11 protein-coding genes are annotated in these 13,179 nt (G+C 52.6%); all 11 read right to left on the reverse strand.

The genetic code is table 11. The features are described 5' to 3' along the window. Positions 1-129 precede the first annotated feature (129 nt). The 11 genes from EV202_RS15410 to EV202_RS09290 all read right to left on the reverse strand — a co-directional run bounded on the left by EV202_RS15410 (position 130) and on the right by EV202_RS09290 (position 13,083). On the reverse strand, positions 130-255 hold the full coding sequence (locus EV202_RS15410; RefSeq protein WP_262709393.1) for a hypothetical protein: 126 nt from the start codon (positions 253-255) through the stop codon (positions 130-132). 311 nt (positions 256-566) lie between these two features. Continuing rightward, positions 567-1,664 (reverse strand): tyrosine-type recombinase/integrase, encoded by a 1,098-nt coding sequence (locus tag EV202_RS09245; RefSeq protein WP_131926856.1) that lies wholly within the window; start codon positions 1,662-1,664, stop codon positions 567-569. A 392-nt stretch (positions 1,665-2,056) separates the two neighbouring features. Next, a complete protein-coding gene (locus EV202_RS09250) occupies positions 2,057-2,962 on the reverse strand; it encodes an Abi family protein (RefSeq protein WP_131926858.1) in 906 nt (301 codons plus the stop codon). A 512-nt stretch (positions 2,963-3,474) separates the two neighbouring features. After that, positions 3,475-4,509: a DUF4857 domain-containing protein gene (locus EV202_RS09255; protein ID WP_131926860.1), complete on the reverse strand. Its 1,035-nt coding sequence runs from the start codon at positions 4,507-4,509 to the stop codon at positions 3,475-3,477. A 36-nt stretch (positions 4,510-4,545) separates the two neighbouring features. Next, on the reverse strand, positions 4,546-5,214 hold the full coding sequence (locus tag EV202_RS09260; RefSeq protein ID WP_131926862.1) for a hypothetical protein: 669 nt from the start codon (positions 5,212-5,214) through the stop codon (positions 4,546-4,548). Positions 5,215-5,221: 7 nt separating this feature from the next. Next, positions 5,222-6,109 carry an ABC transporter ATP-binding protein gene (locus EV202_RS09265; RefSeq protein ID WP_106069312.1) on the reverse strand — a complete coding sequence of 296 codons (888 nt, stop codon included), beginning with the start codon at positions 6,107-6,109 and terminating at the stop codon, positions 5,222-5,224. Between the two features lie 59 nt (positions 6,110-6,168). Then, positions 6,169-6,804, reverse strand: coding sequence for a PepSY-associated TM helix domain-containing protein (locus EV202_RS09270; RefSeq protein WP_131926864.1), 636 nt, complete (start codon positions 6,802-6,804; stop codon positions 6,169-6,171). Further along, a complete protein-coding gene (locus EV202_RS09275; protein WP_106069313.1) occupies positions 6,791-7,378 on the reverse strand; it encodes a hypothetical protein in 588 nt (195 codons plus the stop codon). Before EV202_RS09275 ends, EV202_RS09270 begins: the two co-directional genes overlap by 14 nt. Before the next feature lie 55 nt (positions 7,379-7,433). Then, the gene (locus tag EV202_RS09280) at positions 7,434-8,864 is read right to left on the reverse strand and encodes a DUF6850 family outer membrane beta-barrel protein (RefSeq protein WP_234878271.1); all 1,431 of its coding nucleotides are present in this window, start codon (positions 8,862-8,864) and stop codon (positions 7,434-7,436) included. 121 nt (positions 8,865-8,985) lie between these two features. After that, positions 8,986-10,275, reverse strand: coding sequence for a DUF4876 domain-containing protein (locus EV202_RS09285; RefSeq protein ID WP_234878272.1), 1,290 nt, complete (start codon positions 10,273-10,275; stop codon positions 8,986-8,988). A gap of 36 nt (positions 10,276-10,311) precedes the next feature. Next, positions 10,312-13,083 (reverse strand): TonB-dependent receptor, encoded by a 2,772-nt coding sequence (locus tag EV202_RS09290; protein ID WP_131926868.1) that lies wholly within the window; start codon positions 13,081-13,083, stop codon positions 10,312-10,314. Between the last annotated feature and the right edge of the window lie 96 nt (positions 13,084-13,179).

Raw genomic sequence — 13,179 nt, forward strand, 5'->3', positions numbered from 1 at the left:
CCCTGACGGAAATAGACGCGCACGGAGTCCGTGCCGCCGCGGAAGTCGGATTCCTGCCCCCGGGAATGCCCGAGGGAAAGCAGGAAAAGCAGGAGGAGGAAGGGTCTTTTCATTGCCTGTGAATAAGGGTTATACATCTTTTTCATCTCTCGGACGGATAACCGTACCGGCTGTCCGTCCGCCCGCCCGGCCGCTTGTCCGGGGACCTGTCATGGCCTTGTCGGAGCGGCTTCGGGCAGGTGTTCCGGGAGTCACACCTCTTGGCAAGAGGTGTGGGGGACGGGAAAAGGCATGAGGAAATTTCCACTCGGGGGAAAGGAAAGGAAAGGCGGGACGGCCGGCAGGTTCCGGCCTCTTGCGGCAGGAGGGCCGGACATGGGGTTGTAAACATCACGGTGCAGTCGTTTGCACGGGGCGGGGATGCATTTTTTCTTACAAATATTTGTATATATTAAATAAAAGCCTTTTATTTGCAGGCAGTTACGGGAGGGGGCACACCTCTTGCCAAGAGGTGTGGAAAGGGGGTTCTCTTTCATGGCGGATCCCCCGGGATATGGCAATTCCTTTCAGGACGGGAAAACCTCTTCCAGCAGTTTGCGGTTGGCCGACGCCGGCCGCGTGTCGTTTATCTCCCCGATGTATATGAGGGTCGTCTTGGTGTCGGTATGCCCCAATGCCTTGGAGATGACGGGCAGGTCGACGTTCCCCTCGTAGGCGATGCTCGCCCAGGAGTGGCGGGCGACGTAGGAGGTCAGGTTCACCGCTATTCCCGCCTCACGGGCAAGGGTCTTGAGCGCGCGGTTGTAGCGGTTCAGCGCCGAGGAGTAGGAGACTTCCGCAGGATTTCCGAGTTTCGTCCCGCCTCTCGTCCTGCCTTTACCGCCGTCTTTCCCCTTATCCTTTCCACCGCCTTTCGTCCGGTCTTTCTCACCGCCTTTCATCTTATATAATATGGGAAAGAGGTAGTCCGACTCCCGCGTCGCATACTTGTCCAGTATGTCGAGCATGCAGGGTTCCAGCGTCACCCTGACCTGCCGGCCGGTCTTGCGCCGCCGGTAGGTAAGCACCCCGTCCCTGACCTGTGGGCGCCGGAGGCCGGCCAGGTCCGCGAAGGGCATGCCCATGGCGTAGAACGAGAAGAGAAAGAAGTCTAAGGCCGCAGCCTCCACGGCTGCCCGCTTCCTCCCGGTTTCCCCGGCCTCTGCCCCGCCTCCTGCGGGGGAGAGGCTTTTGAGCCTGCGCAACTCCCCTGTGGTGATGCCGCGCTTCACCGTGGGAGAGTTGCCCGTGAACACGCCCTTGAAGGGCTTCCTGTCCTTCACGAGCCGCTTCGAGGCAGCTTTGTTGTGGATGGCGCGCAGCGAGCGCATGTAGCAGGAGGAGGTGTTGGGACATACGCCACGATCCTGCAGCCACCGCTCGTAGCGGCGCACATTGTCGGCGTTGAGCGCCGATACGGGGACATCTGTGTTGCCGCAGAAGCGGATGAAGGAGCGCACTGCCGTACGGTAATTTTCCGCCGTGGAACGACTTACGCCACGGGGTGCCTGCTCGGCACAAACGGAAAGCATCGGAACCGGCTTCCGTTTTTTCCCGGCAGGTTGCTCTATGCCGGGCTCAATTGTATGGCCCGCCTGCCTAAAACTTGGTAAAAAATAGATCATCTCTCGATTGGTTTAAGTGATTATGCAGACAAAAATAAACGTTTCCCTTACACGGGCGATATGCAACAGCGAAAGTGAGTGTGAGCTTTCGGAAACCGAGGCGGCGCGAGATTTCCTGAACAGTGGCGGCCGAATAGGCCGGTTCACGCTTCATACGCAGTGTGATTTCGCGCCCGATGTACCGGCTGGTGGAGAGGCCGACAGTGGCGGTCGAGCAATGACGTGAAACGCAGCAACACCTCCCGATGGCGGGGGTTGAGTTTCTCAGTCTCGTCGATAGGAAGGGGGCATCGAGAAAGCGAACCGCTGCATCGTCTGTCTCGGCGCGATCTGTTATTCTGTTGGCCGGTATCTGCATATCAACCAAAGTCTAACTTATCTGCTTCGTCTTGTCAAACAGCAGGTATATCCCACAAAGGTTCTGCCTCCCAACCATCAGGAAAGCCCATTGCGTTCATGTCTATGGATGGGTAAGCAGACAGCAAGGCATCAATCTTAGCCTTCATGTCGTTATTCGGTGAAATGATATTTAAAAAGTACTTGATGATACAAAGGCTGAAATAGGCTTTCTTCTGATTGACAGGAATCGTTATCCAGAGACGCGCCATACGCCGTTGAGTCAGAACCCTCAGAGCAAAGGTACGGTTCCAAACGCGAGCATGATGACCGCAATTATTTCTGGCAACAGTGATAATCGTCATCCATGAGTTAAAGACAGGCACTCCCAAGGCGAACTCTTGTGCTATCTTCTTTCGGATTTGGTTACTCTTGATATTGTCGTATATCTTAGTCAGAACGCCCAAGGGAAGTATCTCTACCAGCATCCAAGCCGGCGGATACGGGTCGGAATAAGCGTTGCGGAAATGCTCAATGAAATCCTCACGAGACTTGGTCAGTTCTACATCTATTAGCTGTTTTGTCTTGGCAAAAGTATTGGCATCATAAAAGCATGATGGGTCTGTCATCCAAAACGGGTTGCCCGTCTCACGACTTGTGATGTTGACAATGGCACTACGGACGGCAATCTCTATCTTTTCAATCTCATTGAACATCAGTAGTCGCAGATGCCTGTCAAAACGGTACATGTCCAACGCCTGATTAAACGCAGCACCGGGTTTGAACAAATGTTGCTCCTTCGGTGTGGCCAAAAGGGGGTAGAGGTATGCACTGAACCTGTAATAACCAATGTGGCGGAGATAGTTTTCCGCCCGTGCTATATTCTCAACGTGGAGACCACGCGATTGTAGCAATGCCACCAACCGGCTTGGCGATGAGTATGTCTTTGTATAATGTGCCATAATAAAATAAAACGACCCGCCGATTTAAGCATTGTAAAGAGGCTTGGCGGGTTCTCGTGCGACAAAAGTACTGCTTTTGTTTGAAACAGCCAAACATTGTGGCAGAAAAAGAATAAAAGCAACCAAGCATCATTTTTGCCTCAAAGCGCCACCACGCCCTACCCCTGTTTTGACAGCTGCAATCCTTTGTCTTGACAGAGGCAAGTGTTCAAGCCGACAGACACAAGTCTCCGACGTGACAGACACAAGTGTTTGAGCCGTCAGACTCAAGTGCCTGGCAAGGTAGTGGTAAACATCTGATAAACAATGAGATTTGACTTAGAAAACAAGCCGTCGGGTGAGGTTATCGACCTGCTTCTTATCCCGAACTCAAGTAAGTGATTATGCAGACAAAAATAAACGTTTCCCTTACACGGGCGATATGCAACAGCGAAAGTGAGTGTGAGCTTTCGGCATCCATCGCCCTTTCAGGGAAACGTTGTATCTTATGGAGAACAAGCAAGCAGTGCTTGTCAGAAGAAGTGCGGCTTGACGTACTTATCCGTGTACGAGGTGAAGTGCAGTCCAGGCATCGGGCCGTCGGAGGTCGGGATGCGCATCGAGTCGATGAGCGAGAAGTCGTCGGCAGACAGCGCATAGTATTCTTCCGCCTCGGGCGTCACGACGCAAACCGTCCAGTCGAACATATTGCCGAAGATGGTGAGCTTGTCCGTCTCCGGATTGTAGGAGGGCAGTCCGGTCTTTATCACTTCGTAGGTCTTGTTCATCAATACGTAGAAGGAATGGTCGGCATCGGTGAGGTATCCCAGTGTCTTGCGGTCGGAGAACTCCGTGATGAAAAGGTATTTGACGTGCAGTCCTTCGGGCAGAGGAATGGAGCGCACGTAGGGGCGACCCCGTACCTGCTTCAAGTGGAACAGCTTACCCTCATCATCCAGAATGAGGTAGCCTTCGTCATATTCCTTCCGAGGGTTGGGATTGCCGGCTATGCGAGAGGCGGGGAAGCGGAAACCTTTCTTCACGAGCGCCTCCGTAAACTTCGCGCTCTTCTCCCTGTCCAAACTGTTACTGTCCATCACTACGAACTCGATACCTTCCGAAGTGATACGGAATACGTCGTCAGGCATAGCCAAATCTACCCGCTTCGACATACTCTCTAATAACGGATACAATGGGATAACGGCAGTATTGACTTCCGACGCCGATACGCGGAAGTTGAAGTTAGTACGTTGCACCTCGCGCGGTGTGACGGGCACCCCCTTCAGAGTGTCGGGGAAGCGCTCGTCGGCCATCAGTTGCCGGACGTAGAACAGGGGCAGGATGCTGTCTGTCTGTTCCTGCGTATAATTGTTGCCCGAGCGATCGCGCCGTATCATGCCGGTGGCCTCGTCGTAACCTATGGAGAGAAAGTCGCCTATCACGCAGCTGTATAGAGCGAAAGGCGTACGCGAAGGCTTAGAGGCGAAGAAAGTATAGCACCACGGCAGTTGCCAGAGTAACAACATCACTACTGTGAAGCACAAGAATAATTGACTAAAACGTTTCATCTCTTTGTTATGCTTTAATGATTGAATGGGACGAGGTCAGTCTTGCCTGCCCGCCTTGAAGCGCAGGACGGAAATCCACGAGAGGCTGACGCACAGCAGGCTGTAGACGACAAGCCACGTCAGAAAGCCGTTGTATGCCTCGGGCTCGGAGGAGAGGAAGAAGATGCGTAGCAGCAACAGCGTCACCGCCAGATTGAACACCCGCCGTTTCCAGGTAGGCTCCAGGCACACCCATGCCGTGAGCGAATAGGCGCAGAGGCCGGCCACGTACCAAGTGGCGGCCGTCAACAGTATGCGCATGTACAGTTCGGGAGCCAGTATCCGTTGCAGATAGACGAACATCAGCAGGTAGTTCAGGAAGAAACAGGACGCCAATGCGGCCAATCCGTAAAGCAGCATGAGGTTCACCATCTTCAGTTGCGGATAGGGCAGGTGCAGTGTCAACTTCAGGCATTTGTGATACATTTCGGGGACGAACTGCACTAATGCCAGCAGTATGCCCGCCAACAGGGGGATGTATTGCAGCAAGTCCACGAAGATGGCATCACGCATCAGCATCACTTCCCATACGTGGGCGGCTCCTTTAAGTTCAGCCACACGGTTTATGCGCAGCATGGAATATCCGGCAAAGCCCGTGCTTACGGCAAAGGCCAGCAACAGATACCAGCGTGTTTTAATCCATTCTTTATAAAATATGGCGTTCATTTCTTTCTTAATATTTCCCGGTGAGGCCGATGAAGGCGTCTTCCAGATTTACGGTTTCACATTTCAGTTGATTATAGGGCACTTGCAGGGAGGAGAATCGGTCTTCCACCTCTTGCGGAGTGAGGAACGAATATGTCTCCAGCGTGTTGCGTATGACGGCCGGATGATAAAAGTCCGCGTCCTTCGGCAGGGTGTAGCCCTCGGGCACGGTGCAGGTGTAGCGGCGTATCGTGTCGAGCAGTTCCCTGACGGGTTGCTGAATCAAGATGCTGCCGTAGTCCATGATAATGCAGTCGTCTATCAGGCGTTCCATGTCTTGGATGATGTGCGAGGTCAGGAAGACGGTTTTGTTCTCCGAGCGGGCATAGTCGCGCAGGTAGTCCACGAAGAGGCGGCGATAGCCGGGATCGAGTCCCAGCGAGAAGTCGTCCAGTACCAGCAGCTCCGGATTCTGTGCCAAAATCAGACCCAGCGCCACTTGCGAGCGCTGTCCGCACGACATGCGCGAGATGCGCTGCTTGGGCGCCACTTTCAGCTTGTTCATCAGGTCGTAGTAGGCCTCCTTCCGCCACTGTCCCGGATAGAAGGCAGCGTAGAAGCGTTCTATCTCGCGGATGGTCATGAACTGGTATTGCACATGTCCCTCGATGAGCAATCCGATGTTTCGACGCAAGGCCGGCTCCAGCGTCCGAATGTCCTGTCCGAAGATGGAGCACCGGCCCGAACGGGGTGTCAGGTAACCGCTCAAGATGTTGATGGTGGTGGTTTTCCCTGTTCCGTTTTTCCCCAGCAGCCCCAATATGCGCCCTTGCGGGACGCTGAAGCTGAGATTCTCGTATATCAACCGTTTGCCGTAGTAGTGCGTCAGGTTATTGCATTCAATGATATTCCCCATTGATTTTTATAGTAAAGTTAGTGATGATGATCGGAGTCCGTCATCTTTTGTATACCCAATCAAAGGAAGAGAAACAGCAGCGGTATCAATATCCCCGCCGCCAACTCTATTCCTCCGCGTCCCCACAATCCTTTCGGGCCTTTCAGCATGATGAGGCCTGTCAGCGTGATGAGGATAAGTCCTCCCGCGAACAAGTCGGAGAAGTGTGTCCACCAGCTTCCGGGGTTGTAGTGCAGCTTGGTCAGGGCGCTCAGCAACGGACGGCGTGTCAACTTCTCATACACCGCCCGGCTGTCGGCGAGGTTCACCACCAGATTGGAGCCTCCCTTCAGAAACACTTTCATCTCTCCCTCTTTGGGGAAGTAGTGCTTGGTGTAGTTTCCGTCTTCGCCTATGGGTTTCAGCAGCTTCAGCACATCTTCCTTGCGGATGCCGGCTTGCGGAGGGAGAGGTTCGGTCAGCCTGTATTCCTGTAGTTCTATCGAGTAATGAGGATTGAAGCTGCTGCGGTGGTTCATCGCAATGCCCGAAATGGCGTATATCAGCACCATCCCCGAGAAGAAGAACGACACGTCGCGGTGCACAAGGCGGCACCACTTGCGCAGAAGCGTGCCGGCCTTACCTTGTGTGCCACGTTGCCGCTCGTTCTTGACGTTCGGTATGCCTTCTTCCGTCGGCGACTTACTGAATCTCATAGCCGGTGGCCTGTATGTAGTAGAAAGACAGATAGGCTTTCCCCTCTTTTGCCTGACGGTCGGCTATCTTGGCACGGAAGTCGGCGATGCGTGCTTCGGGCGTGTTGGCCGTTTCGTTGCGTGCTTTCTTCTCGGTGCTGCATCCGCCTTCACCCTCTTCGCCGTGCTTTTGGGCAGAAGCTTCTTTCAGTTGAGATTCCCATTTTTGCAGGTAGGCTTCGTCCACACGCTGTTCCATGAGCGTACCTTTCACACGCACGATGCTGTTGACGCATTTCGTGTCGAACGAACCCAGTTCGCCTGCTTCCACACGAATGGTCTGCGTGTCGTCGCTGCCCATCAGGAAAATCTTGGTGGCACCGTGCTTGCAGGCATGCGTGCATACGCCTTCGACGGTCACTTCCTGATTGGCCAATGCTTCGGCATCGGCCAGCAGGCTGTCTATTTCGAGTACGCCTGAAGTCTGTTCGGCGGTTGTAGAACTGTCCGCGTTCTTGGCTTGTTTGTTGCCGCATGCGGTGAATGTGAGTGCTGTTGCAGCAATGGCTGCGATGAGAATGTTCTTGGTTTTCATTGTTCTCTTGTTATTAGTTAGTATAAAAATGTTGTTTGCAGATGATTGAACAGGCCTACAGGTACACCCCGATGCCAGCTTGGAACGAACGGTTCTTCTCGTGGTTGGCGTACAGCGCATGTTGCCACCCGACTTCCGCGTAGCCTAAATTCTTTCCGATGTATCGAGACCATCGCAGAGAGATGCCGTATATCGTACGACTGCCGCTCATCATCTCGAGGTTCTGTTGCAAGATGGTCAGGGCATACGGGTGCGCCGTTTGTCCGTCGATGTTCAGTGCGGCGTCTATCTTTCCTTGGCAGATGCCGTAAAGGCGTGCGTACAGCAGGCTTTTGTTCCATTTATGGGTAGAAGCAAGGCCCAGCGAAGCACTCCACAGACTGTACTTCATACTCTTGGCAGGCGTCTTGTAGGTGTCTTTCTGTTGCAGATACCCGATGGCGGGTTGCAGGCTCCATCTCCACTTCTCCGTCTGTTCCTGCTCATAACTGCCGCTTACCGTTGCGTGCAGCGCCTTGCTGCCGAACTGCTCTGCGGCTGAAATCTGAGGATAGATATGGTTCATTGCATCTCCGTAGAGGTTTTCCGTGCCTCTGCGCTCGTTGTAGGCTATCGATGCCTTAAGACCGAAGAACCGGCGGGCATGCCGTAAGAAAGTCCGGGTAACCTCGCCTTGCAGGTTGTTTTCTTTCAGCTCGTTTAGCGTGAGGTCGTTGGACTCAGGCAGCATCTTCTCGTAAAAAGAATAACGATAGTGGAAGCTACCACTCCATCTGCCATCAGCCTGTACGGGCAGCAAGTCGACTCCGGCGCCGTAGCTGTGTCCTTGATAACGAACGTTCGTGCGGGTGCCGTCGAAGCGGGTGTAGCTGTTCCCCAATCCCGTAAGGTGGAACGTCTTCGACACCCCCAGTTCGTTGTAGTAGGCCAGAGAACCGTTCTGCTTGTATTTGCGCGCTTCGACGGATAGGGCCACCGCATACGAAGCCATGATGCCGTAAGCCGCGCCGGCTTTGGCTTGCAGGTCGGCCACCTTATTGTTGGGGCGGGGGTCTATATCGCGAAACTCTTGCACGGCCCGGTAGGAGAATTCCCCTCCGAACGTCCATCGTCCGGTTGCTGCGGCATATCCGCCTCTGAAGAAGTAGGTTTCCGACTTCATATCTCCGCCTATGGTGTCGGCGGCAATGTACGGGTAGAGCAGTTCATAGTCCGAACTTTCGTTCCACTGCACATTCCGGCGGATGCCGTTGCGGTAGTAGGCATCTCCCCATATACGCGATTTCTCGGACGTACATACATACGAGTCTCCCGCAAAGAGGAATCCTTTCCATCCGTCTCCCAGTTCTGCAGTTGTCGCCCGGCTTTGTCTGCTCCATTCGCCCGTTGCCCCGAGGGTGGAGAGCGAATAGGATTGGCGATAATAGTTTAAGGCCGGATTAAGGAAAGGACGTGTAAGGAACTCCCGTTTGGCCGCGGAGTGCATAAATGCCCTTTTCTGTATGAAAACCGTGTCCTCCCCTTGAGCCCAAGAGGAGGATACGGCCACCGATAGGAATAGAAGTGAAGATATGAGCCCTTTCTTCATTTTGCCTTCGGAGAATAATTTATTCGTGGAACTTGAAATAAGGATCCGCCTTCTGCTCGGGCAGGAAGTCCACAGACGAGTCGTTGGTATCTTGCAGGGTGATACCTGAAAGAACCTTGCGGCGAACGCTCTTTCCGTAGCGGGTCTTGTCGCTGTTTACTTTTCCGCAGTACGTCCAGCCTCTGTCCAAAGCAGGCGACGTCACGTTCCATTCGTATTCGCTCTCTACACAGAGGTTGACGGCATCCAACACCCATTTGTTAGGAATCTTGTAGCCTTTGGAAGGTCCCATTTCGTACACGTTTCCGTTGATAATCATGTTGTACTTATATTCGTAAACATAGTCTTTCAGATACTGTTCGGCAGAGAGCTGATTGTTCTCGTCGTCGCCCAGACGTGCCAGTACGAAGGCTTTGAAGCCGCGGTTGTGAGGTCCCCAGATGGTGGCCGTATAACAATAAATCTTCTCCATGTTGGGTACGGGCGTGTCGGTGTCGGTGAATTTCGGGTTGGAACTTTCGTCATACCACTCGAAGTCGGCTTTCGTCAGGTCGAAAGAGTTGGAGTTGACAGTCGTGTGGTTCTTACCGATGTCACACAGCAACAGAGACTTTCCCGGGGCAACCATGATTTTACCTCCCAGCGGGATGCGGTAAATAGCATTGGTAGTGAAGGCTTCGTTCATAATGTCCGGAGAATAGGTGTGCTTGCTTACTGTGAGGAATGCAGACTCGGCAATGGTGAGTCCGTCTGCGCAAAGCGTCTCACCCGAGTTATTGTAAATACGGAAGTATTTGTCTCCGTTGTATTGCTTATTCTCCGGAGTCTCTGTTCCGGTGAAGAAGATTTCGGCAATGACGAAGCTTCCTCCCTCTTTGCTGTCATTATATACATAGCCCGTAAGATTGAGCGGGGTAGCGGAAGAGGCTTCGGTCAGAGTTACCGATTCTTTATAGGCCCGTATCTTGGAATGAATGGTCTCTCCATTCAACCGGTAGGTTAGAGAACCTTCCATGCTGATGGTGTAGAGTCCTTCGGGCACGCTCACGGCGATGCTTACAGTAGAAGGAGAAAGAACATTGGCACGAGTAGCGGGTTTCACGACGGTGGTCTTCTCTCCTGTATTGATGTTCTTCAATACCAATTCCTGAATGCCGATAACAGGACTCTGATTCTGCAACTCGGCAGGCGCGTTGAACTGCATGGTCACATTGGCCATCTTTACACTGTTGTCATCGTCATTGCTGCAAGCAGTGAACGCTAAACCTGCAATCATTGTCATGCAGACTGCATAAAATACTCTTTTCATTTTCATCTTCTTTTAATTTTCTGTTTGATGGAATTATTATAGTTTAAGTTTCAGCTCCATCCCGAAATAGGGACTGGCTGCAGTTCTTCGTATGAGATATCCGTTTCGTGTGTAATCGGGCACATAGTCCAGAATACGGTTGGCAAAGAGTGCGATAGACATATTCTTGCCAAATTCTTTCGTGGCCTTGAAGTTGACGTACATATAGAAAGGCGTAGTCATCTTCTCAAGCAGGGCCGAGGTACGAGAGATAACCAAATGCTGCTTGTAAGTATCCTTTTTGTCTTCTTCGGTGTAAGGTAATATTTTCCCTGTGGAGGCATCCATGTAGGCAATGGGGGTACCGCTTGCTCTGGGACTCTGTCTGCTTTGGAACCACATGCACTCCGAAGTGGCAGAAAGGGTCAGACCCAATTCTTTCAGATAGGTATCTACGGTGAAATTGGTGTTGAACTGCCCAAGATGGAAACTATCATCTGTTTCGTAGATGCCTACGTACTTGTCGCTCAAAGCTATGCCATTTACTACCGCGGAAACGCTTTTAGCTATGGGCTGGCTGTTTTCGTAGATGGTGTACAGCCACGCCCCGTTCACGGTGAAACGGGTGTTGAGTGCTTTGAATCGTTCGGTGGAGAGTTGAAATTCCACTCCCTCTTTCTGTGTACGGCTGCCGTTTCCGGTATAGGAGTAGCCTCTTAAGATGGTTCTCATCGCATAAGGCATGCTTTCCAGAGCCGGCGGGCCGGTCAGAGTGGAACCATCTATCTTGCTGGAATCGTATACCTTGTATTCGTATGGAGAATAGGTCGGGATATGCCGGAAACCGGAACTCATCCGCTCGTGGAAGTAAGTAACGGAAAGCATGTTCTTGCCGTATTCCAGACTCAAACGCACCTCCTGCTTGAAGTTGCGGGCAGGCTTCAGGCCGTAGTTGGTAGGGTTCACGATGTAAGTACGCAAGTTGATGCGCTTGTATGCGGGGTTGGCATGCCAATAGTTCAACTGGGTAAAATCCATGTAGATATTGTTCGGATGGAGTTGCGAGAGGGTAGGCATCAACAGCAGCCGTCCCATTCCTCCGCCCAATCTTATTACCAGCCTTTTACATCCGAGGCTGATGCTCGGAAATCGCCATTGCACGTTGATACGCGGATCGAGGAACATCTTTCCGCCTAAGGCGTACTGCTTGTCGAGATTCAGCATCATGTTGCCGTTTATCCCGGCTTGCACTTCCAATGAATGGTTTCCTATGGGGATGTTGACATTGTCCTCTACGTACACATGCCACAGCTCGGAGGCAGGAATGTCGCTGTATTTGCGCGGACGCAGGAAGCTGCTTCCGGGGTCGAGCGGACGTGCCGGGTCGTAGATTTGTCCGCCTCCGAAGTTCTTGTCGTACCTGAAGGTGCTTCCGACCAACAGCTTGTGACCCGCCAAACCGGTCTGCATCCCGAACTCCGCAGCCAACTTGGCGTATAAGTTCAGCGGCTTGCCGTCCACTATGGTATAAGCAGTGTATTTGTAGGGCAGTATTTCCGCATCATGTTCACCCGCTTTCATGTGGGTGGGCACTGCCCAATCACGGTCCAGCTGGATGAATCGGGCGCGCTTTATTTCGTCCCACGACATGCCGGCAGAGAGGTCCAACTCCAATTTCCGGAAGGTTTTCCCTTTGGAGGCCATCCATTCCAGAAGGCTGTGCCATTTCCCACTATGGAAGCCGGAACGGTAGCTTTCTTCTTTCAGCCTCTCTATGTCGGGGTCGTTCTTCACATGGTCGATGTTTCCGGAATAGCTTACGCCGGTTTCCCACCTCAAGGCATTCCCGTCGTGCAATGTCCATTTCTTATGGAAGCGTGCGGAGGTAGTGATTCGCTTATACAAGTCGTAACGGTCACGCGGGTCGTTCTGCGCATTCAGAAAGTCTATATCGGCCGAAAGCCCCATGTCCTTGTTTTTCCATTCCATGCCTTTGTTGGCCGAAAAGAGTTTGCTGCTTTGGTCGGCCTTGAAGCGCACCTCCAGCGGGGTGGCTTTCTGCTTGCGTTTGATGATGACCACTCCGTTTGTCAGGTTGTTGTATTGCACGGAGGGAATGCCACGGACGATTTCCACACTTTCTATATTGTCGGTGGGGATGTTACGCATATCCACTCCGGTGTTCACGGCATTGTATCCGTCGAAAGCGGTGGTAATGTCCGATGCGACGCGCTGCATATTGGAGGTGGTGCTGACGGGTATGCCGTCTATCACGAATTGTGTACCCAAAGCCCCGGTGTTGTAGTCCGAATCGCCTATCCCCACTTCGCGCAGGCGAATGGTGTTGGCCCTCCCCATGTTCGGCGTACTTGTGCTTCCACCCGGCAGCAACGCCAGCAGGTCGGTGAAGCTGGAAGGTTGCAGATGCTCCATTGCCGTGCGGTCTATCTTCGAGGCGCTGGTAATGCCTTTCGACTCGGAGGCAGTGACTACAACCTCGTTCAGTGTGGTAGACGAGGGCAATAGGCGGAAGTCCCGATTGACGTCCCCATCTATTCGGATGCGTTTTTCCTGTGTTTCGTATCCTATATAAGAAATGACGAGCAGATAATCTCCCGCTCCCAGCCCACGAATGCTGAACTTCCCGTCCGCATCGCTGGTGGTTCCGTAGAACTTGCCTGCATCGGACTTCAGCCGTATCGTAGCAAAAGGCAATACATCCTTGCTTTGAGCATCGAAGACGCGACCGCTGAAACTATGGGGTGATTGTGCCGAACAGAGGAGGCAGATGAATAGTAAATGACTTATGAGGAACGACTTTTTTGGCATTATAAACTTATATACAGTTTAGGATTTGCAAAGATACGGTGATGACAAAAAAGACACAATCACTAAAAATAGGTATTTCTTGTCCGCAAGAGGTAG

This window comes from Prevotella heparinolytica, from assembly GCF_004342845.1.
GTDB classification, from domain to species: domain Bacteria; phylum Bacteroidota; class Bacteroidia; order Bacteroidales; family Bacteroidaceae; genus Bacteroides; species Bacteroides heparinolyticus.